This window comes from Zarconia sp. (assembly GCF_057467645.1).
In genome coordinates this window covers 78,403-99,627 of sequence record NZ_JBRJXU010000183.1, presented here as the reverse complement: position 1 = coordinate 99,627, position 21,225 = coordinate 78,403, and the positions used below count along the sequence as shown (strand labels likewise).

The window sequence follows — 21,225 nt, the reverse complement described above, 5'->3', positions numbered from 1 at the left end:
GTTAGGGCATCGTGAAGGTAAGCTGGGGGAGCAGGGGACGCTGGCAATCGCTGGGGGAGAGAAGAAAATGCAAGCCTTGAGCTTGAGAACACAGCGTGTCCTAACCGCCTTGGCAACTGCTATAGAAATCAAAAATCAAATTAATTTCTATACCGGAGTCAGGATACTTGAAAGTCGAGCAAGGCGATGTCGATTCGAGTCCTGGGTAAAAAAACTCGAACCCCACCGGACTCCATCGACCCTAACCATAAGTTGTTACCGGACACTCCACCCCCAACACCCCACACCCCTCTAAGCGCCAGACACTCTTATCGAGCGCCTGACGTTACATCTATCAAAACGATCGCACCATGCTAGAAACCCTCGATCTCCATCTATCCCTCGACAAAGACCGCTACAAATCGCAACTCGAAGCCTGCATGATGAAGTTGCGCCAATTGCAAACGGCGTGCTGGGAGAAAAAATTACCGGCGATTGTCGTTCTCGAAGGGTGGACGGCGACGGGGAAAGGGGCACTCTTGAAAAATATGCTCGGATACATGGACCCTCGAGGGTTTGCCGTGCATCACATTTGGCCGCCAACCACTGAAGAACGACAATACCCGTTTCTGTGGCGGTTTTGGCAGCAACTCCCTAAGGCGGGACAGTTTGGGGTGTTTTACCACAGTTGGTACACCCACGTTCTTGAAGATCGACTGTTCGAGCGGGTGTCCGATAGCGAGATTCCCACCGTCATGCGGCAAATTAATGCATTCGAGCGGCAAATGGTGGATGATGGCTGTACGATCGCCAAATTTTGGTTGCACCTGAGTCGCAAGGAACTGAAAGGGCGTCTTAAAAAAGCCGCAGACGACCCCTTAGAATCTTGGCGAGTCCGTCCGGAAGACTGGCAGCAAGCCAAAAATTACGACAAGTACCGTGCCTTTGCCGAAGAAGCGATAACCTACACCAGCACCGGTCCAGCCCCGTGGACGTTGGTGGAAGCCCACGATCCGCGCTGGGCGCAAGTGAAAGTACTCACCCAAGCCATTGCCACCATTTCTGCGGCCCTCGATCGCGATCGCCTCAACGCCCCCATTCCCCAACTTCCACCTCAAGAACATCTCGACCCCACGGAACCCAATTACCTGGCGCAAGTGGATTTAGAGCGGGATTTATCGAAAGACGAGTACAAACAGCAGTTGAAGGATGCCCAACTCGATTTGCGGAAAATCCAGATGAAGATTTACCAGCAGCAGGTTCCGGTGTTGGCAATTTTTGAAGGTTGGGATGCGGCCGGTAAAGGTGGGGCGATTAAGCGGTTAACGGACGTGCTCGATCCGCGCGGCTATCAGGTCAGTGCATTTGCTGCCCCCACCGATGAGGAGAAAGCCCATCACTACCTGTGGCGATTTTGGCGAAATCTCCCCAAAGCCGGACAGATTGGCATCTTCGATCGCAGTTGGTACGGTCGGGTGTTGGTCGAACGGGTCGAAGGGTTTGCTACTCAAATCGAATGGCGGCGCGCCTACCAGGAAATTAACGAGTTTGAGGAACAACTCACCAGCGCCGGATACGTATTGGTGAAGTTCTGGTTGCACATCAGCCCAGAAGAACAATTACAGCGATTTCACGATCGACAAAATAACCCGTTTAAAGCCTACAAACTCACCGATGAAGATTGGCGCAATCGAGAAAAACGATCGCTGTACGAGGTGGCTGTCAATCAAGCCATTCAACGCACGAGTACTCCCAACGCACCCTGGACGATCGTCCCGGGAAATAATAAGTATTACGCCCGAGTGAAGGCGATCGAAACGGTGACGGAAGCGATAAAAAATGAGTTGAAACGCCGTTAGTCGATCGCAGTATTCTGAATCCCTTATTTATATTTTTCCTCTGCCTAGAGTGACAAAAGAGGGTTAAAACAAAGTATTTTTGTGTTACGTTAGTTTTGAGAATGATTATCATTCTTGCACAATAACCTCCCCAGCCTTCTAAATAGACTTGCTCTGGGGTTAAAAATAACAAGGTTGCAGCAGAAGTCCGAGACCAACTATAACCATTACGACTATGCTAAGTATTGAAACTCCCAAACCTCAGTTAAAGACTTCATTTCTCGAACGGCTCCAGAGTCGGGATCGTCCAGTGGTGATCTTTGACGGTGCAATGGGAACGAACATCCAGTCCCAAAACTTGACCGCCGAGGACTTTGGTGGAGCGAAATATGAAGGTTGTAATGAATATTTAGTCATCACCAAGCCTGAGGCAGTGGCGAAGGTCCATCGCGATTTTCTCGCAGCGGGGGCGGATGTTGTCGAGACTGATAGCTTTGGATCTAGCCCCTTAGTCCTCGCAGAGTACGATCTAGCCGATCGCGCCTACGAGATCAGTAGAAAGGCGGCAGAGTTGGCGCGCAGTTGTGCAGATGAGTTTACCACTCCCGAAAAACCTAGATTTGTCGCCGGTTCCATCGGTCCAGGAACCAAGCTACCCACCCTCGGTCATATCACCTATGATGAATTGCGATCGAGCTTCATGGTGCAAGCAGAAGGTCTCTATGACGGGGGAGCCGATCTTTTTATTGTGGAAACCTGTCAAGATGTTCTGCAAATTAAGGCGGCATTGAGTGCCTTTGAGGCGGTGTTTGCCAAAAAAGGTGCGCGACTCCCCTTAATGGTGTCCGTGACTATGGAAATCCAGGGAACCATGTTGGTGGGGACAGATATATCTGGGGTACTGGCAATCCTCGAACCCTTTCCCATTGATATTTTGGGGCTAAATTGTGCGACGGGTCCCAATTTGATGACTTCTCATATTAAGTATCTGTCAGAAAATTCGCCGTTCCCCATTTCCTGTATTCCCAATGCGGGACTACCCGAAAATATTGGCGGTCAGGCAGTTTATAAAATGACCCCCGAAGAATATACCACTGCCATGACTGGGTTCATTGCAGAACATGGGGTTCAGGTTGTCGGTGGTTGCTGCGGTACGCGCCCAGCACATATTCAAGCTTTAGCTGAGGCTGTGGAACACACCCCACTAAAAGAGCGTTCGGTGCGAAAAAATGCCGTCGGTGAGATTCGATCGCCCCTCTCCTATACGCCAGCAGCAGCATCCATTTATTCGGCCCAAACCTACGAGCAGGATAATTCCTTTTTAATCGTTGGCGAGCGATTAAATGCCAGTGGTTCTAGAAAAGTCCGCAAGCTTTTGAATGAAGATGATTGGGATGGGTTATTGGCGATCGCTAAATCCCAGGTCAAAGAAGGCGCGCATATGCTGGACGTAAACGTAGATTACGTCGGGCGCGACGGCGAGCGGGATATGCGAGAACTCGTATCCCGACTGGTGACCAATACGACCCTCCCACTGATGCTCGACTCCACCGAGTGGACCAAAATGGAAGCGGGTCTCAAGGTCGCCGGAGGCAAATGTTTGCTCAATTCCACTAATTATGAAGATGGAGAAGAGCGATTTTTTAAAGTATTGGAACTGGCAAAAGAATATGGCGCGGGGGTTGTCATCGGCTGTATCGATGAAGAGGGAATGGCTCGAACCGCCCAGAAAAAATTCGAGATCGCCCAACGGGCTTATCGGGATGCGATCGAGTTTGGGATTCCACCCCATGAAATTTTCTATGACACCTTAGCCCTACCGATTTCAACTGGGATTGAGGAAGATCGGGAAAATGCCAAAGCAACGATCGAATCCATTCGACTGATTCGGGAAAATCTGCCCGGCGTTCACTTCATGCTGGGGGTCTCTAATATTTCTTTTGGCTTAAGTCCAGCCACTCGCATCACCTTAAATTCGGTCTTCCTGAATGAAGCGATGAAAGCTGGGATGGATGGGGCGATCGTCTCCGCTGCCAAGATTTTGCCATTATCGAAGATTGACGAAGAACATCAACAGATATGTCGGGATTTGATTTATGACAATCGCAAATTTGAAGGAGATATTTGCACCTACGATCCGTTGACGAAGCTGACGGAAATTTTTGCGGGAGTGAGTGCAAAGGATGCTAGATCGGGTCCTTCCTTAGCCGACTTGCCCATCGAAGAACGCTTGAAGCAACATATTATTGATGGCGAGCGGATTGGATTGGACGATGCATTAAAGGCGGGTTTAGATGCGGGTCATAAAGCCCTGGAGATTATCAATACTTTCTTGTTGGATGGGATGAAGGTTGTGGGCGAACTGTTTGGCTCCGGTCAAATGCAATTGCCCTTCGTGTTGCAGTCAGCCGAAACCATGAAATCTGCGGTGGCTTTCCTCGAACCCTACATGGAAAAAATCGAAGGAGAAGACGAAGATCGCGGTAAAGGTAAATTCCTGATTGCTACCGTTAAAGGCGATGTCCATGATATCGGGAAAAATCTGGTGGATATCATCTTGACCAATAATGGCTACAAGGTCATCAATCTGGGCATTAAACAAGCCATTGAGGCAATCGTCGAAGCTTATGAGCAGCATCAGCCTGATTGTATTGCCATGAGTGGCTTGCTGGTGAAGTCTACAGCATTTATGAAAGACAATCTGGCAGCATTTAATGCTAAAGGGATTACAGTCCCAGTGATTTTGGGCGGTGCGGCACTCACCCCAAAATTTGTCTATGGCGATTGTCAAGAGACTTACAACGGGCAGGTCATTTACGGTAAAGATGCTTTTGCTGATTTGACCTTTATGGATCGGCTGATGCCCGCCAAAGAGCAGCATTCCTGGGTGGATACCGAAGGCTTTACAGGGGAATTTGCTCAGTTTAACCAAAAGGGACGCAAGGCGATTGAAGATTCAGATCGAGAACTCAATGGTAATGGGTCCAAATCCGATGGAGAACTCAATGGTAATGGGTCCAAATCCGATGAACCCATTGTCATCGATACCGAACGCTCGACAGCGGTAGAGATTGATATCGAACGTCCTACGCCGCCTTTCTGGGGGACGAAAATTCTTCAGAGTGGAGATCTAGATTTAGAAGAACTGTTCTGGTACATGGATTTGCAGGCACTGTTCGCTGGCCAATAGCAATTCCGGAAACCGAAAGACCAATCTCGCGAGGAATATGATTGGTTCCTGGCATCGAAGGTTCATCCGATCTTGGAAGAATGGAAGGAAAAAATTCGCACGGAAAAATGGTTGGAGCCAACTCTCGTTTATGGTTATTTCCCCTGTGCAGCGATCGGAAATTCCGTGCATGTTTACGAGCCAAGCGTCATCGAGCAGGGCTTAACACCCAAAACAGCAACCCCGTTTGTCACTTGGACATTCCCCCGTCAGAAATCCGGGCGTCGCCTATGCATTGCTGATTTCATCCGCCCAGTCGAACAGAATCAATTTGATGTCTTGCCGATGCAGGCAGTGACTATGGGAGAAATTGCCACCGAGAAAGCACAGGAACTCTATAAAGACAACAAGTACACCGATTATCTCTATTTCCACGGGATGGCGGTGCAGTTGGCGGAAGCCTTGGCAGAATGGAGTCATGCCAGGATTCGGCGGGAATTGGGCTATGGGGATTTAGAGCCAGATAACATTCGCGATGTATTAGCCCAAAGGTATCAGGGTTCTCGGTATAGTTTTGGCTATCCAGCTTGTCCGACGGTGATGGATCAAGTGCCACAGTTGCAATTATTGGGATGCGATCGCATTGGAATATCGATCGATGAGAGCGAACAGCTTTATCCAGAGCAAACGACCACTGCTTTTGTCACCTATCATCCTGTCGCTAGATATTTTAGTGCGTAAGAGCGATCGGTAATGAGGTCGCGCCCAAATCCAGGCGACCTCTAATTTTTCTCGATCGTTGCTAGGCATCGGCATAGCTCATGCCGCCTACATTTCAACTGGATTGACTTTCAAAATAAAGGTCTCTAATGAGTGAAATAAACGATGGATCGAATTGGCATCAAGATTTTATTGCCAGTAATTTGTTAGTCATTGGCTATAATGCTTGGGCCGGTCATCTCAGTTGCGAGCGCGGCGCGATCGTTTGTAGCACAAATTCTCCAACATTGGGGGTTGGCGGAGAATCATTCAAAACCCATTTTGTCGGACGTTCTCGCCTTGCGCCGTTCCTGAATGCCTGGTTAGCGACTCCGGACACGGCAATTTTGCCCCATAACTTTACGATCGCTCACATCTTGGAAGTTGTCGATAATTATTCTCCAACCACAGAGGTTGTATTGTTGCTGGAGTCTTTCGATCGAGCAACGTTCTTTTACTTGAAAAACCTACCCATCACACCACCTCAATGCTACGAGCAAGTACGTAAGACTTGGGATGAATTTCAGCCAGGAGTTAGTGCAAGGCTTGATGAACAACTTCCAACAATCAGTCAGAACTGAGATCTTGTAAACTGAATCTTTCCCGACAAAGGGTATTAACAACTATGTCGTATCCATCTAAACCATCGGCATGCCCCTGCGTAACGACCTTCGATGAGTTTGTGCAATTGGCAGATTACTCTCTGATGGACACCTTAAATGCCGATCCTGATGCCACCAGAGATGGTGACGATCGCCGTGCCCGACAGGTTTTTTCGGGTCATTTTGTACCCGTGCAACCTACACCCCTTGCAGAACCAGAATATGTGGCCCATAGCAGCACTTTTTTTAAGGAACTTGGATTGAGTGACAAGCTGGTGCTCGATGAGAAATTTCGCTCCTGTTTTTCTGGCGATCTCCGTGCTGCCCATGAGCCTATGCGTCAGATTGGCTGGGCGACGGGTTATGCACTGTCGATTTATGGCACCGAATATATCCAAAATTGTCCATTCGGTACGGGGAATGGTTATGGCGATGGTCGGGCGATATCTGTGTTTGAAGGAATCATCAATGGTCAGCGCTGGGAAATGCAATTAAAAGGGGGTGGGCCAACGCCTTATTGCCGTGGTGCCGACGGACGTGCAGTTCTGCGTTCAAGTGTGCGTGAGTTTCTAGCCCAAGACTATATGCACGCCTTAGGTGTTCCAACATCGCGCTCTTTGACGCTGTATGTTTCTAAATCTGAGACTGTTGCCCGGCCTTGGTATTCTCAAGACTCCCTCTCCACCGACCCTGATATTTTGGTGGACGATCCTGTGGCTATTTCAACTCGCGTTGCACCATCCTTTTTGCGGGTTGGTCAGCTAGAGTTATTTGCCCGCCGCGCTCGCAGCAATGCTCATCCAAAAGCATTAGAAGAGTTGCGCGCGATCGTGTCCCACTTAATTGAGCGAGAATACAAAAGCGATATTAATCAAAACCTTGGTTTTGCAGATCGATTGGTTGAGTTGGCTAAGCTATTTCGCCAGCGTCTTATTTTACTGGTGGCTAATTGGCTCCGGGTTGGTTATTGCCAAGGGAATTTTAATAGTGATAATTGCGCTGCTGGTGGCTTTACCCTCGACTATGGACCCTTTGGGTTTTGTGAGATTTTTGACCCTTGGTTTCAACCTTGGACTGGCGGCGGTCACCACTTTGCCTTCATCAATCAGCCAAGGGCAGCAGAAGCTAATTATTATATGTTTTGGAAAGCTGTGAGACTTTTACTGGCAGAAGATGCGGTCGCTTTAGAACAGTTCGATCGAGTAGGTCGTGGCTTTTCGGAAGCCATGCAAAAACAAATCCAAAAAATGTGGGCGACCAAACTTGGTTTGAGCGAATTTAATCCAGAACTATTCAAGAAATTAATGCAGTTAATGACCCACTCAGATGTGGATTACACCATTTTATTCCGCGAGTTATCCCACATACCAGACGATGTGGAACCCTTGAAAAAGAGCTTCTATGGTAAAACTTCACAGCAATTTGATGACCAATGGCAATCTTGGCTAAAAAGCTGGCGCGACCTTGTTATTAATGAGGGCAATTTGGCTGAGATATCAACAAAGATGAAACAGACTAACCCAAAATACACATGGCGAGAGTGGTTAATTGTCCCTGCCTATCAACAAGCCATGGAGGGTGACTACAGGTTAGTTAAAGAGTTGCAAGAAGTATTTAGCCATCCCTATGATGAGCAATCACAAGAAGTAGAAGATAAATACTATCGTCTAAGACCTAGCGCATTTTCTGACGTTGGTGGCGTGTCGCACTATAGTTGTTCATCTTGATGACGACAAGGAAGTTATAGCATGTCTTAACTTAAGTCGTCCTTGCTATATCAGTACCTGCAGCAACAATATAAAAACTTTGAGAATGCCGATCGGCGGGCATCAAAACTGATTCTTTAACCTGGATGGGATTCCAAAACCAGCCACATCTTTGCACAAAGAATTGAGTTTCCGTAGGATGTGTTAGCGATAGCGTAACGCATCAAAACCTAACTTGTTGAAGCAAAGAATAAGTTGACTCTCACAGCAGAAAAATGACCGCCGGACATCGCAGCCTGTAAAAGAGAGAAGCCTAACTACAGATCGCAGTCAGTTTATCTTTTCAATTTGGCATATTTATTATACAAAGCAATATCGTGATAATGTCCCAAATTCCTGCTTTATCGCGTTGCACTAGGTGCTTGCCCTAAATAATTTCCGAGAATCCCCCTATTGTAATCTTTGATTAAATCGGGAACGGCGCTTTTAAAGGGCGGAAATGGTTCCGTCCACAGCACCTCATGAATTATAAAAAAATTAGGCTTAATTCTCATTTTTTCATGAATGCTTATTGCTTGAAAAGACAAACAATATTGCCAAAATATTGTCATTGTCAATATTTTTTTAAAAGTTGGAAATCAGCGCTTCTGCGGAGGGAGGGGATGTGAAACTTGCCATCAATTTTGTTGATAGATAGCAATCCCCTATGAATTCCGAAGCCGCAATTAGAAAACTAGGCGGTTAATCGTCGGTAATTCACCCTAAATTTTAACTGGATTGGCTTTGGACGGTCGCACCTTGAATGCCGACACCATATAAAATATACAAAAGTATTTTTTATCCAAACCATAAGAGAAACTATGCCCATTCACCATTGGGAAAATCTTAATACCTTTGCCTTCAAAGATCTCGATCCACAGCGCACAATTGCCATTATGACAACGGGGTCAATTGAACAACATGGCCCGCATCTGCCCGTCGGCGTTGATGCCAAGATCGTACGCGGCGTACTGCACGGTATCCTGAAATGCGTCCCTGATGATATTACTGCGATCGCCCTGCCCGTTTTGCCGATTGGCAAGGCGATCGAGCATGAAAATTTTGATGGGACGTTATCGTTATCTACCGAGACTGTGATGGCATTGTGGCGTGAGATCGCTGCCAGCGTTTTCCGTACCCCGGTGCGCAAGCTGTTGATGCTCAATAGCCATGGCGGACAATCCGACGTTGCGCGCATTGTTGCCAGAGATTTACGCGCCCATCACAAAGCCCTTGTGGTGCCCGTGAACTGGTGGACATACAAGGCTAAAACTCTGTACCAAGACACCGAGTACACCCATGGTCTACACGGTGGCGCGGAAGAGACCGCCCTGATGCTGCATCTGCACCCTGACCTTGTAAACCATAGGGAGATTAAAAACTTTGTGCCTGTATCTTTGGAACAGGCTTCTCTGTACCCGATGCTATATGGTTCTGGTGCCAAGCAAGCCTGGATGGCCGAAGACCTACACCCCCAAGGCGCAACAGGAGATGCGACCATCGCCACAGAGGAAGACGGCCAAAAAATTTGTGAGGAGGCCGTCGAGTCCATGATTGCTCTGCTGCAGGACATGGCGGCGTATCAGATTTAATGGATTTTGAGGATAATGAGAATGTGCAAGCAAGACCTGAAGACGTGAGAGCCAATGCCGTCAACTTGGCTTTGAAATTATCATTGGGTTTTATAAAGGTTGGTTTATCGTTTTTTAGGGATTAAATAAAATATACATGAAATAAAAAGGGGGGTGTATGACGAGAAAAATTTTGATTAAGAATGCCCAGCTAGTTAATGAAGGTCAGGTGTTTTCATCTGATGTCCGTATTTGTAATGAACGAATAGAAGAAATTTCTAGATCGATAACACCCTCTGGGAGTGAAGAGGTAGTTGATGCATCTGGACTTTATCTGCTGCCTGGAATGATTGACGACCAGGTGCATTTTCGTGAACCTGGACTAACTCATAAAGGTACTATTGCGAGCGAGTCTCGTGCGGCGGTGGCTGGTGGTATTACGAGTTTTATGGAAATGCCTAATGTAAACCCCTCCACAACCACTATTGAGGCTCTAGAGAGTAAATATGAAATCGCTCGGAAAAGTTCGATCGCGAACTATGCATTTTATTTAGGTGCCACGGAAAATAATATTGAAGAAATCAAGCGCCTCGATCCAAATAAACATTGTGGCGTAAAAATTTTCATGGGTGCTTCAACAGGTAACTTGTTGGTTGAAGATAAAACAGCACTTGAGGATATTTTTCGGGAGTCTCCAACATTAATTGTCACTCACTGTGAAAGTGGTCCGGTTATCGCGAAAAACCTGGCTCGCATTGAAGCGTTGAATCGTCCTGTCGTTATTACCGATCATCCAATCATTCGAGATACTGAAGCTTGTTTTGCCTCATCGTCTTTGGCGGTGGATTTAGCCCAGCGTCATGGCAGTCAGTTACATGTTCTACACATTACCACCGCCAAGGAATTAAGTTTATTCGATCCGGGTCCGATTTCTAATAAGTCTATTACCGCCGAAGCATGCGTTCATCATTTGTGGTTTAGCGATCGGGATTATGTGGAACTTGGGAACCTGATTAAGTGTAATCCAGCCATTAAGTCCGCCGACGATCGCGCCGCCTTAATTCAAGCTTTGCACGAAGGTCGTATTGATATCATTGCTACCGATCATGCGCCGCACACTTGGGAAGAAAAGCAGGTGGATTATCCAAAAGCTCCTGCAGGGTTGCCTTTAGTACAACATGCTTTACTTACTCTCTTTGAGCAAGTAACTCATAAACGCATGTCTCTTTCTCAGCTAGTTGAAAAAACCGCTCATAATCCCGCTATTCGATATGGTGTAATCGATCGAGGCTACATTCGCGAAGGGTATTTTGCTGATTTGGTATTGGTCGATAGGTCAACACCTTTTACGGTGACACCTGAGAATACCTTTTATCATTGCGGTTGGTCTCCTTTTATGGGGTATAGATTTAGTTCCAGCATTGTGAGTACTTGGGTTAATGGTCAATTAGTGTTTGATGGTCAAAACCTAATTGAGTATCCAGGAGTCTCAAAACGATTGGAATTCAAGGGCGTGAGATAGGTATTTTTTTGATAACGAAGCGTTCAAGCAGACAACGCTGCGCGTTGCAGCTTAACTTAGCGTTATATTTCCTGGACCAGAGTTCTAAATAGATGAATGATGAATAAAGATGATTTGATAAAGTAATGTCAAGAGATATCCGAGCGATCGCTTTCGGATAGATATTTTGGAACGGTTCATTCCCTAGACACTGGCGGTGAAGGTTGAATGCTTCTCAAAATGAAAGAGTATGGACTACCTAGTAAACATAAATCTAACTGAGGTATTTTATGGGATTGAATGACTGTCACAATTTTCAGGATTTCCGAAAATTAGCGAAACGCCGACTGCCAGGACCAATTTTCAATTACATTGATGGAGCGGTCGATGATGAACAGACCTATCGGCGTAACACTAAAGCTTATGGGGACTGCGATCTTATTCCGAACGTGCTTGTCGGTGATTTCTAATTGCTATGACATTACACCACGAGTGCCAAGATAAACGATGCAGTTCCCAAAAGAGCGGTCACCGTGCGAACGTGATTCCAAGCCGTCCAGTCCACAAGATACTTCGCCCACAAATTCCCAGCTTCAATGCTTTCGGGCTTCATGGCATCTAACGATTCGTTCATTGGCACGTTGAAGATAATGGTTACCACCATCACACCCCCCAAATACAGCAGGCTACCGATGAGTAGATAAAGGGTACCGGGTTGCTGCCACCTCCACACCAAGGAAATCACCACTGTGATGCAAGTTGCAGCCGTTCCCAGGAATGCGACAAAAAATAACGGGTTGAGGATGATGCGATTGATGGCTTGCATGGCTGCAATACCTTGTGATGGTGGGAGTTGAGCCAAAGCGCTCATCACGGTATTTGAGAAGATAAAAAACAGACCGGACATCAATCCGCAACCCAGTGCGGCAAAAAGGGTGAGGGCGAAAAAGAGATCGTTAACCATGATGCACGACCTCCCGTTGCCAGACATCGGTTGCAGCAGCTTGCCGGACGTATTCGGAAAAATCGCGGGGTGACCGACCCAGCGCCTGCCGAACGCCGTCAGCCAAGTAGGCGTTGCGACCATCGAGAACCGTGGTAAACAGATAGTTCATCAACATCACGGCATCGGCAGGAAAACCTTGTGCCGTCAGTGTCGATGCAAAAGCTTCTGGGGAAATTTGAGTATATCGAACCGGGCGATCGATCGCATTCGCAATTTCCTCAACGGCCTCGGCAAAGGTCATCAGGTGCGGACCGGTCAACTCGTAAAGCTTACCCGTATGTCCCTCCTCCGTTAAAGCTGCCACCGCAACATCGGCAATATCCTCCACATCAATAAAGGGTTCCTGTATCGCGGCAGCCGGGAGAGCAACCTCACCACCGTTGACCAATTCTCGCAAAAAACCCTCGCTGAAGTTCTGGCAAAACCAACTCGTGCGAACGATCGTCCAGGGAATGCCAGCATTTTGCACGATGCGCTCGCATCGTTGGGCTTCGGGTTCGCCGCGACCGGAAAGCAAGACCAGTCGGCGAACGTTATGCTTGACGGCCAAATCGGTAAAAGCTTGAATTGCCTCAGCCGCTGCGGGTACTGCCAAATCTGGGTAATAGACGATGTAGACAGATGCGACGTTTTCTAAAACGGGTTCCCACGTCGTCGGGTCTTCCCAGAGAAAGGGGAGTTTTCCCGATCGCGAACCGATCCGAATCGGCAGGTTTCGGTCTGCAAGCCGTTTCGCAACCCGACGACCGGTTTTGCCCGTGCCGCCAAGAACCAGCGTCATATTTTCTTGCTCTCTTTTCTGGTTGGTGTTGTGCATTTTGCGTCTCCGCTTTGTTTTGCTTTAAATCCAGAATAGCGATCGAAAACTGGATTTTTAATACTTAAAAGTCTCTAAAAAATGATTAATCGTCTAAAAAAATAGATGAATCGATCAAATGCGCTCGTGGTATATCGTTGGGAATAACAGTTACCAGTGGCGATAGATGAGCCATCGAACACCTGACTCCAATCCAACAGATATCCTGTTGACTTCCGTAGACCCCCTGGGGGAAGCCCTACACTTTCTACACATGAGCGGTCTTTTCTACACTCGCTCCGAATTCACTGCCCCGTGGGGTTTAGACTTACCTCCGCTACCGGACTGCTTGATGTTTCATGTTGTGACATCCGGTCGTTGTTGGCTTGAAGTGGAAGGAAAAGACCCCTGCCTGCTTCAACCGGGGGATTTCGCCCTTGTCCCCCATGGCGAGGGACATCTGCTTTTGAGCGCTCCTGGCGTTCGGGCGGCACAACTCTTCGATCTCCCTCGCGAACAGGTCAGCGAACGATATGAAATTTTGCGATATGGCAATGGAGGGGAAGCAACGAGCATGATTTGCGGTGCGGTTCGCTTCGAGCATCCGGCAGCCCGCGATTTAGTGCGACTCCTGCCAAGCTTAATCTGCATCGGTGCGTCCCTGTCTCCCGAGATGGAGTGGATTCAGAGTACGTTGCGCTTGATGGCTGCTGAAGCTAGGAAATTGCAACCCGGTGGCGAAACGATTATTACCCGCCTTGCGGATATTTTGGTCATCCAAGCCATTCGCGCCTGGATGGCAGAAGACGCCTTGTCCCAACCCGGTTGGCTGGGGGCTTTGCAGGATCGACAAATGGGTCGTGCGATTCTGCTGGTTCAGCGCCATCCCGAGCGATCGTGGACGGTTGCTTCTCTCGCTGCGGAAGTTGCCATGTCGCGATCGGCTTTTGCCGCGCGTTTCAAGAAACTCGTGGGCGAATCCCCGATGCAATACCTAACCCGCTGGAGAATGAATCTAGCCCTGACGTGGCTCAAGGAAGAAGATTCATCTCTCGGGGAGCTGGCCGATCGTCTCGGTTACCAATCCGATGCTGCATTCAGCCATGCTTTCAAGCGCTTCTTCGGGACTTCTCCGGGGGCAGTGCGTCGGGAGAAGTCATCTTAACGTCAGTTCGGCATAAGACAGTTACCGGCGAGGGTGGGGTGTGGGGAAGATCGATAACGAGCATTATCTTAAAAGCTGCTGAATCATTCGTTCGGCTTGTCCGGCGTAGCCGCTACCGAACAGATTGAAATGATTGAGAATGTGATAGAGATTGTAGAGGGGTTTGCGGCGTTCGTACCCCGAATCGAGAGGCCAAGCTTCGTTATAACCGCGATAGAACGCACTGGAGAATCCGCCGAATAATTCCGTCATGGCTAAATCCGTTTCTCGATCGCCGTAATAGGTGGCCGGATCGAAAATTGCCGGTTCTCCCGTTGCCGTCACCCCAGCATTTCCCCCCCACAAATCGCCGTGAACGAGAGAGGGTTGCGGTTCGTGTCCCGCGAGGAGTTGGGGGATTTTGTCGAGGAGGCGATCGCTCCCGTTAAAGTGCATCCCCTTTCTGGCGGCAAGTTTTAACTGGTAGCCAATGCGATACTCGCGGAAAAATTCCCCCCAATCTTCCGTCGGGGTATTGATTTGAGGGGTAGAACCGATCGTATTGTTACGATCCCATCCAAATCGCTCGCGAGTTCCCTGGCGGTGCATCGCGGCTAATTGTCGCCCCATTTCCATCCAAGCCTCAGAACCGCCGCGTCCGTTTAAATCCAGCCATTCGAGAACGAGGTACGCTGAATCGGCCGCCGTTCCCCAGCAGATGGGTTTGGGCACCCGGATGGTGTGAGTCTCCCACATCTGCTGCACTCCCAGGGCTTCTGCAGCGAACATCTCCACTTGCGAGGCACGGTTGAGTTTGACGAAAAAGGTACGCTTGCCGTCAGAAATTGCATTGCCGCGATTGATACACCCGCCACCCACCGAGCGACTGTCGGCAATCTCAAAGGCTTCTCCCGTGGCTTCGGAAATTTGGGCGGCGATCGTATTCCACATCTGTTTACGGTGGGTGGGCGGACTCGATCGATTTTATCGGAAATCTACGATGTGGAGTGTTTCGCACGCAGATCTGAGGGTCTTGAGGAGGGGAAAGGAGCTGGGGGAAAGCCTGGACAAGGAGTTCAAGACTTTATGCGAAATATTTTGTCTTTTTTTGTTTACAAAACTAAATATGTTTGTTACATTTATTTACATAAGGGCGCAACACCTAAAATCCCTGAAAAAATTTTAACGATGACTTTTACCACTGACAGAATCACCAGCTCCATCTTCAATACCCTGGCTCCCGTTCCCAGTGCCATCGCTAACTTTGAGCGCCTCAGCACAGATGACCAACTTGGTTTGCTATGGGTCCTGTACGAAAACATGGGCGGTGCGATCACGCCCGCAGCTCCCGGTGCTGCGAGACTTCAGTTTGCGGCCGGTCTGCTCGAGCGCGTCAAAGCCATGTCCTCTGAAGAGCAACTTCAGCTACAGCGCGATCTCGTCAATAAAGTCAACACCCCTGACACCCGTGCCTACGGCGTTCTGAGCAACAATAACAAGCTCGCCTTCTGGTTCCAACTCGCTGAGTGGATGAAGTCCGGTGAAGTGGTTCCCGTCCCCGCCAACTACAAACTCTCTCGTGAAGCAACCCGAGTTTTCAGTCAGATTGCCCAATTAGAATTCAACCAGCAAATTACTGTTCTACGTCAAGCCGCAGTCAACATGGGAATTGACCCCCTTGCCTAAGTCACATCGCAAAGAGCGATCGGCTAAAATCTTGCAACCCAAGAGCTTTTAGTTTTTCATTCGATTCCGATCGCCTTGCGCTGAGGGAAAAACTCGTATAATTCGCTACAACATCTGAAAAAGCAGGAGGCACTCGTCTTCTGCTTTTTCCGTATCCATATTTCGATCGCAACTGTCAGTCCAGTGAGGATAGTGCCTGAAATGGGGCTCCAGGAGGCTCCTGGGGGAAAGACCGCGGGTTCATTACAATTGCCCAAACCGCCTTTGCGGTTGCTATATTACTCCCGATCGAATCAAATAATTCTAGATTGTGGCTACATTGTGAACGATCGCATCTCTCAATTTTTTCAGATCGAGTCGAGTTGGGAATTTATAAACATTTTCTAAATAAATTGGAGACAAATTATTTATTTATAATAAACTAACTAAATCAGTCAAATATAGTGCTCGGTTTTGGGTTTTAATTTAATTCTCGAGCCAACTTAAATCAAAATAAATGGGTAAAAAATATAAAAATTCTGACACTCAAAATTTTGAGTGTCTATTTATCGCGAGCGGCTAATTTTCTCGAGAAAATACAACCGAAACAAAACGATGTTCAATGGATATTTTAATCGTTGACGATAATATCAACAATCTACGATTGCTCTCAGCCATTCTCGAAGAAAAAGGATATCAAGTCAGAAAAGTAACCAATAGTAAATTTGCTCTTAAAACCATTTCTTTGGCTCCCCCAGACTTAATTTTATTAGATATCAATATGCCCGAACTCGATGGTTTTGGAGTGTGCCGCCACCTCAAAGCCGATCGTCTGACTCGCGACATTCCCGTCATTTTTTTGAGTGCTTTTTCTCAAACCCAGCAGAAACGAGAAGCATTTCGCGCCGGAGGAGTCGATTACATTACCAAACCCTTTCACGTCGAAGAAGTGCTCGCGCGGGTAAAACACCAACAAATGCTGTGTCAGTGCCGGTTCGAGGGTCAACAAGCACGACGGGATGCAGATTTGCTGCGGGCAATTGCCATCGCGCGCGCGCGACAACCCGATCGTCCTTCATTCTTACAGGTGGCACTGACCCAGGTCTGTCAAACCTTTGAGTGGGATGTTGGGGAAATTTGGTCGGTTGGGGGAACGGGTTTGGTTTGTAACGAGCAAACCTATATCAGTCACGATCGTTTGAGGGAATTCGTCCGGGAAAGTTGCACCCACAAGTTCGAGCTCGAGGCAGATGTACCCGCATCGGTTTGGAAAGATAGGCAGATTGAATGGATTATCGATCTCGATGATGCTCGAAATCTCCCATTTTTGCGTAATTCTACGGCAACAGATGCGGGTTTGAAATCCGCACTGGTGGCACCGATTTGCTTCGAGCAAGAACTACGGGGAATCTTGGGGTTGTACGCTCGAGTCCGCCAAAATTTCGCTCGACGCGAAATCCAACCGCTCGAAGCAGTAGCCGGGTGCTTGTCATCGTTCTAAGTTGGGTGAAAGCGGAGCGACGTTCCCAATGACCTTGACAAATCTCTTGATTAGAATGCTCCCATTTTCTTCCCGAAAATTTCTGAAGACGGAAGATTTTCGCTCAAAACAAGTAATTTTGCGGATGACATCGATCGGGTAACCGCGATATAAACTATCCAGCCGTATCCAAGGACTCGATCGTCGTTTTCATCAACATAGACGTCCTAAAAGTCAGTGGCCGAATCGGCAGCTTTTCTTAAAGGGATGTGACTTTAACAGTAACGCTGACTCCGATCTCCAAACTGCTCGCTCTTGAGAGAGCGAATTTTACCTCAATCGAAAACGAAAGCAATTAAAGTCGAGCGGCAAAATTCAAGTTTTGAGCGTTGTAGTATTTTCTAACCCAAGATTTGACGGTTGGTAGATCTCCAAACCCATTGGAGAGTTTCTCTGGTTGGAATTTTGTGGACTCTTATTATGTTGGAACTCGATCGTGCTTCTGTGGAATTCTGTACTCATGTTATGTCCGCTCCTGAACGTATAAACACTCAAGGGGAAATTCTTGTTGTTGATGACGAACTCGGCAATCTGAAACTCTTATCGAAGATACTGCAAGATTCTGGATATCGCGTCCGCCAGGCAATCAGCGGTGATATTGCATTGAGAGTCGTTCGTAAGTCACCACCTGACTTAATTCTCCTCGATATCATGATGCCCGATTTGAATGGATACGAGGTGTGCGAGCAGCTCAAAGCCGATCCCACCCTCTCTGAGATTCCCATCATCTTTATGAGTGCTTTAGGGGGAGGATTCGACAAAGCGAAAGCTTTCAAAGTTGGAGGCGTCGATTACATCTCCAAACCCTTTCAGGTTGAAGAAGCCATCGCTCGCATCCAGCACCAACTCACCATTTCCTCGCTACAAACTCAACTCCAAGAGAAAAATCGATCGCTCGAGCAAACCCTAAAGGATCTCAAACAAACCCAAGTCAAACTGATCGAACGGGAGAAGATGTCCGGTTTGGGGGTGCTCGTTGCGGGTGTCGCTCATGAAATCAATAATCCCGCCAACTTCATCTACGGCAATATTGCCCCAGCCATCGAATACACCACAGATTTATTTCATCTGTTGGAGCTATACCAAAAACACTATCCCGCACCCGCTGCCGAAATCGAGGACGCCATTGAATCGATCGATTTAGAGTACCTCAAAGCCGATTTTCCCCGGCTGCTGCAATCGCTTAACACCGGCGCTCGGCGCATTCGCGATATTGTCAAGAATTTGCGGCACTTTTCGGCTCTCGACTGCGCGCCTCTGAAGACCGCCGACCCCCATATCGGACTCGAAAGCACGTTAATGCTGCTGCAAAACCGCCTAATCGCCTCCAAAAAACGTCCGGAGATTGAAGTGCGTCGCCAGTACGACAATTTACCGGTCTTGGAATGCTATCCCGCCCAGCTCAATCAAGTCTTTTTCAATTTGCTCGCCAATGCCATCGATGCGATCGACACCCGAATGGGCAAGGAATCTCGGAAGCGGCGATCTCCAGCACCGGTGATTACCATTGGCACCCAGGTTATCGATCGAGACTGGGTAGAAATTCGAATTGCCGACAATGGCATTGGCATTCCCGAAGACGAGCGCGATCGCATTTTCGAGCCATTTTTTACGACTCAACCCGTCGGTATGGGAACGGGATTGGGACTGGCCACGAGCTACTCGATCGTGGTCGAGCAACACGGCGGCCAGTTAGACTTCACCTCCGAAGTCGGAAGAGGAACTGAATTTATCCTTCGACTCCCCTTAATACCCAAGCCTTGCCAAAATTGCGATGGTTGCGATTAGGATGTGCGGGTTTAGAGTGTACCCATCGTCAGGGTCAACGGTCGCATTCTCCCTACTGGTGTATCTTTGATGACGCAGGGACTTTATTTCTTTGCAAGTCTCTTATTCGTAAAAGCGGGTGCAATAAACGATATTCTCCACGGTGCCATTCCGACCGCCTTCAATATATCCCCGTTCGGGATGGTTAATCGGTTGCCAGACGACCTCCGTTCCGGTGTCAAATGAAACGCCATTGAGGCGAACGACACCCCCATCGCCGACAAAACCTAACACTTCGCTAGAGGAATCGGGTCGGGCGTAAATTTCCAATCCCCCCGGATAGTTGACATTTCGCAGGTTCGGATCGTTAACCCCGCATCGAGCCGGAGTTACCCTAGAGCTGACGACGATATCCTTATTTTTCTCCCCACTCATCTCGGGTTCCGGTTCCGGTTCCGGAGCATCAGCGCAAAGATACGCTCCCCAAACGTAGCCGCGATAATCCTCCGTCGCAACCGGTTGCCAGTTACCAGCGGGAGGTGCAACTTGTAGGACTGTCGTTCCTGGCACGAGAGAATCTAAAATTCTACCGCCTGGGGTCTCCCGCAGGTTCAGTGCCGAAATTCCCGAACACACAAGAATTTCTCGAGGCTCCGGCTGAGCTTGTACTGAAGTCGGAGCCAGTGTTGGAGCGAGTAGTAAGGCAAGAGATAGTTCGGCGATCGGTAGGCGAAATTGCATGACGTTTCCGGAATTCTCAACAGATGAGTCAATATTACCGGACGATCGCCGTCTGTAGGAGTGGGGAATGGGGGGATTGGGGGTTAGAGTGTGGGGTGTAGGGTGTGGGGTGTGGGGGAGGACCATTGCCACCGACCCATTGTCAATTGTCCATTTTCCATTCACTCCTCCCCTGCTCCCCCTGCTTCCCCTGCCTCACCGCACGAGGCTGGCAAAGCTCAAACGCGAACCTCTTTGCCGCCTTGGTTCAGAGAGTCGGTGAGGGCGTGGAGGATTTTGACGAGTTTTGCACCTACCCAACCGGAGGAAATGGGGCAGGGTTGAGATTCGCCGATACAGGTTAAGAAGCGATCGCACATCTGTTTGAGGGGTTCGGCTTTTTCGAGTTCGAGAACCTCTCGGCTTTGGTGGGTGGGAATCCAATAGCCCCCCTGTAATTCGAGCTGACCCCGCTGGATCGTCAAGGGAGCATCGGCCGACATTTCGTCAAAAATGAGGGTTCCCCGCTCTCCCACTACTGCCAGCCGTCGCTGTTTGTCGGGATTGAACCAGCACAGATGAATCGTTGCCTCGAAGCCGCTGGGATAGATGAGTTTTGCCCACACCACATCAGAGAGTCCTTGGGGAAAGAGGGTGCGATCGATCTCCTCAGAAGCCGGTTGCAGCCACACATTGCCCGTTGCCGAGACCCGATCGGGAATTTCTCCTAACCAGGTGTTAAAAATCGCAATATCGTGGATCGCTAAATCCCAGAGGGCATCGACATCGGGACGCACCGGTCCCAAATGAGTACGGGCAGCATAGCCGTACCGCAATGCCCCCAGTTCTTGCTGTCGAAGTGCATCCCCACCGCGCCGCACCGCTGGGTGAAAGAGGTAGGTATGGTCGATAAACAGTTGCCGTTGCTGCTGCTCGGCAAGCTGGCATAACTCGAAAGACGTGTCGGGATCGAGGGTGAGGGGTTTTTCCGACAGGACGTGGTAGCCTCGCTCGAGAGCATCGGCGATCGGGTCGTAGTGGGTAGAAGCGGGAGTCGCCACGGCAATCGCTTCGAGACCGCTCATCTGGCGCACCTGAGTCCAACTCGTTGCCAAGACCACATCGGTGGAGAACTCGAACTGTTGGCGGAGGGCTTGCAGGCGTTCCGGACGCGGATCGACGATCGCCACAACCCGCGCGTCGGGGTGATTGAGAAAGTTACGGACGAGGTGAACGCCCCAGCGTCCCGCGCCCAAAATAGCAATTCCAGTCATACTTTAGTAATTGTTAGTTCCTATTTGTCGGGCAAGGGATTTGGGCAGTTTCGGTAGCTCTCGGGGGCAACGATCGCAAAGTCAGAATTCATCGTACGCAGTGAGAGCATCTTGCTCGTGTTTCTCCCCTTTCTCCTCCTGCCCCCGTT

The 21,225-nt window shown here is 48.8% G+C and carries 15 protein-coding genes and 1 pseudogene; 11 read left to right on the top strand and 5 right to left on the bottom strand.

Annotation, left to right across the window (positions count from 1 at the left end; translation table 11 throughout):
• Window positions 1-350: 350 nt before the first annotated feature.
• The 7 genes and pseudogenes from pap to AC2215_RS27755 all read left to right on the top strand — a co-directional run bounded on the left by pap (window position 351) and on the right by AC2215_RS27755 (window position 11,634).
• Window positions 351-1,838, top strand: a complete 1,488-nt coding sequence (gene pap, locus AC2215_RS27785) for a polyphosphate:AMP phosphotransferase (RefSeq protein ID WP_486813286.1) — start codon at window positions 351-353, stop codon at window positions 1,836-1,838.
• A 214-nt stretch (window positions 1,839-2,052) separates the two neighbouring features.
• Window positions 2,053-5,727, top strand: a pseudogene (gene metH / locus AC2215_RS27780) (methionine synthase).
• Between the two features lie 128 nt (window positions 5,728-5,855).
• Complete coding sequence (locus AC2215_RS27775; protein ID WP_486813285.1) at window positions 5,856-6,326, top strand: hypothetical protein; 471 nt, start codon at window positions 5,856-5,858, stop codon at window positions 6,324-6,326.
• A 44-nt stretch (window positions 6,327-6,370) separates the two neighbouring features.
• Window positions 6,371-8,074 carry a protein adenylyltransferase SelO gene (locus tag AC2215_RS27770; protein WP_486813284.1) on the top strand — a complete coding sequence of 568 codons (1,704 nt, stop codon included), beginning with the start codon at window positions 6,371-6,373 and terminating at the stop codon, window positions 8,072-8,074.
• A gap of 839 nt (window positions 8,075-8,913) precedes the next feature.
• Window positions 8,914-9,684 (top strand): creatininase family protein, encoded by a 771-nt coding sequence (locus AC2215_RS27765; RefSeq protein ID WP_486813283.1) that lies wholly within the window; start codon window positions 8,914-8,916, stop codon window positions 9,682-9,684.
• 157 nt (window positions 9,685-9,841) lie between these two features.
• Window positions 9,842-11,185, top strand: a complete 1,344-nt coding sequence (locus tag AC2215_RS27760; RefSeq protein ID WP_486813282.1) for a dihydroorotase — start codon at window positions 9,842-9,844, stop codon at window positions 11,183-11,185.
• Window positions 11,186-11,454: 269 nt separating this feature from the next.
• A complete protein-coding gene (locus tag AC2215_RS27755; RefSeq protein ID WP_486813281.1) occupies window positions 11,455-11,634 on the top strand; it encodes an alpha-hydroxy-acid oxidizing protein in 180 nt (59 codons plus the stop codon).
• A gap of 11 nt (window positions 11,635-11,645) precedes the next feature.
• On the opposite strand, the gene AC2215_RS27750 is transcribed toward AC2215_RS27755, so the two are convergent.
• Entirely contained in the window at window positions 11,646-12,128 is a 483-nt protein-coding gene (locus AC2215_RS27750; protein WP_486813280.1) for an anthrone oxygenase family protein, read from the bottom strand.
• Entirely contained in the window at window positions 12,121-12,987 is an 867-nt protein-coding gene (locus AC2215_RS27745) for an NmrA family NAD(P)-binding protein (protein WP_486813279.1), read from the bottom strand. The genes AC2215_RS27750 and AC2215_RS27745 overlap by 8 nt, the downstream gene beginning before the upstream one ends.
• A gap of 166 nt (window positions 12,988-13,153) precedes the next feature.
• Here AC2215_RS27745 and AC2215_RS27740 point away from each other — a divergent pair, with 166 nt between their 5' ends.
• On the top strand, window positions 13,154-14,131 hold the full coding sequence (locus AC2215_RS27740) for an AraC family transcriptional regulator (RefSeq protein ID WP_486813278.1): 978 nt from the start codon (window positions 13,154-13,156) through the stop codon (window positions 14,129-14,131).
• 63 nt (window positions 14,132-14,194) lie between these two features.
• Here the strand turns inward: AC2215_RS27740 and AC2215_RS27735 are convergent, their stop codons facing one another.
• Complete coding sequence (locus tag AC2215_RS27735) at window positions 14,195-15,061, bottom strand: fructosamine kinase family protein (protein ID WP_486813277.1); 867 nt, start codon at window positions 15,059-15,061, stop codon at window positions 14,195-14,197.
• Window positions 15,062-15,298: 237 nt separating this feature from the next.
• Here AC2215_RS27735 and AC2215_RS27730 point away from each other — a divergent pair, with 237 nt between their 5' ends.
• The 3 genes from AC2215_RS27730 to AC2215_RS27720 all read left to right on the top strand — a co-directional run bounded on the left by AC2215_RS27730 (window position 15,299) and on the right by AC2215_RS27720 (window position 19,103).
• Complete coding sequence (locus AC2215_RS27730) at window positions 15,299-15,796, top strand: orange carotenoid protein N-terminal domain-containing protein (RefSeq protein WP_486813276.1); 498 nt, start codon at window positions 15,299-15,301, stop codon at window positions 15,794-15,796.
• Between the two features lie 601 nt (window positions 15,797-16,397).
• Window positions 16,398-17,276, top strand: coding sequence for a response regulator (locus AC2215_RS27725; protein WP_486813275.1), 879 nt, complete (start codon window positions 16,398-16,400; stop codon window positions 17,274-17,276).
• A 504-nt stretch (window positions 17,277-17,780) separates the two neighbouring features.
• Complete coding sequence (locus AC2215_RS27720; protein ID WP_486813274.1) at window positions 17,781-19,103, top strand: sensor histidine kinase; 1,323 nt, start codon at window positions 17,781-17,783, stop codon at window positions 19,101-19,103.
• Between the two features lie 102 nt (window positions 19,104-19,205).
• On the opposite strand, the gene AC2215_RS27715 is transcribed toward AC2215_RS27720, so the two are convergent.
• A complete protein-coding gene (locus tag AC2215_RS27715; protein ID WP_486813273.1) occupies window positions 19,206-19,955 on the bottom strand; it encodes an SH3 domain-containing protein in 750 nt (249 codons plus the stop codon).
• A gap of 86 nt (window positions 19,956-20,041) precedes the next feature.
• A complete protein-coding gene (locus tag AC2215_RS27710; protein WP_486813272.1) occupies window positions 20,042-21,076 on the bottom strand; it encodes a Gfo/Idh/MocA family protein in 1,035 nt (344 codons plus the stop codon).
• Window positions 21,077-21,225 lie beyond the last annotated feature (149 nt).

Bases quoted from the DNA above. Each gene is read 5' to 3' on its own strand.
- pap (WP_486813286.1), top strand. From the start codon at position 351: ATGCTAGAAACCCTCGATCTCCATCTATCCCTCGACAAAGACCGCTAC.
- AC2215_RS27775 (WP_486813285.1), top strand. From the start codon at position 5,856: ATGAGTGAAATAAACGATGGATCGAATTGGCATCAAGATTTTATTGCC.
- AC2215_RS27770 (WP_486813284.1), top strand. From the start codon at position 6,371: ATGTCGTATCCATCTAAACCATCGGCATGCCCCTGCGTAACGACCTTC.
- AC2215_RS27765 (WP_486813283.1), top strand. From the start codon at position 8,914: ATGCCCATTCACCATTGGGAAAATCTTAATACCTTTGCCTTCAAAGAT.
- AC2215_RS27760 (WP_486813282.1), top strand. From the start codon at position 9,842: ATGACGAGAAAAATTTTGATTAAGAATGCCCAGCTAGTTAATGAAGGT.
- AC2215_RS27755 (WP_486813281.1), top strand. From the start codon at position 11,455: ATGGGATTGAATGACTGTCACAATTTTCAGGATTTCCGAAAATTAGCG.
- AC2215_RS27750 (WP_486813280.1), bottom strand. From the start codon at position 12,128: ATGGTTAACGATCTCTTTTTCGCCCTCACCCTTTTTGCCGCACTGGGT.
- AC2215_RS27745 (WP_486813279.1), bottom strand. From the start codon at position 12,987: ATGCACAACACCAACCAGAAAAGAGAGCAAGAAAATATGACGCTGGTT.
- AC2215_RS27740 (WP_486813278.1), top strand. From the start codon at position 13,154: ATGAGCCATCGAACACCTGACTCCAATCCAACAGATATCCTGTTGACT.
- AC2215_RS27735 (WP_486813277.1), bottom strand. From the start codon at position 15,061: ATGTGGAATACGATCGCCGCCCAAATTTCCGAAGCCACGGGAGAAGCC.
- AC2215_RS27730 (WP_486813276.1), top strand. From the start codon at position 15,299: ATGACTTTTACCACTGACAGAATCACCAGCTCCATCTTCAATACCCTG.
- AC2215_RS27725 (WP_486813275.1), top strand. From the start codon at position 16,398: ATGGATATTTTAATCGTTGACGATAATATCAACAATCTACGATTGCTC.
- AC2215_RS27720 (WP_486813274.1), top strand. From the start codon at position 17,781: ATGTCCGCTCCTGAACGTATAAACACTCAAGGGGAAATTCTTGTTGTT.
- AC2215_RS27710 (WP_486813272.1), bottom strand. From the start codon at position 21,076: ATGACTGGAATTGCTATTTTGGGCGCGGGACGCTGGGGCGTTCACCTC.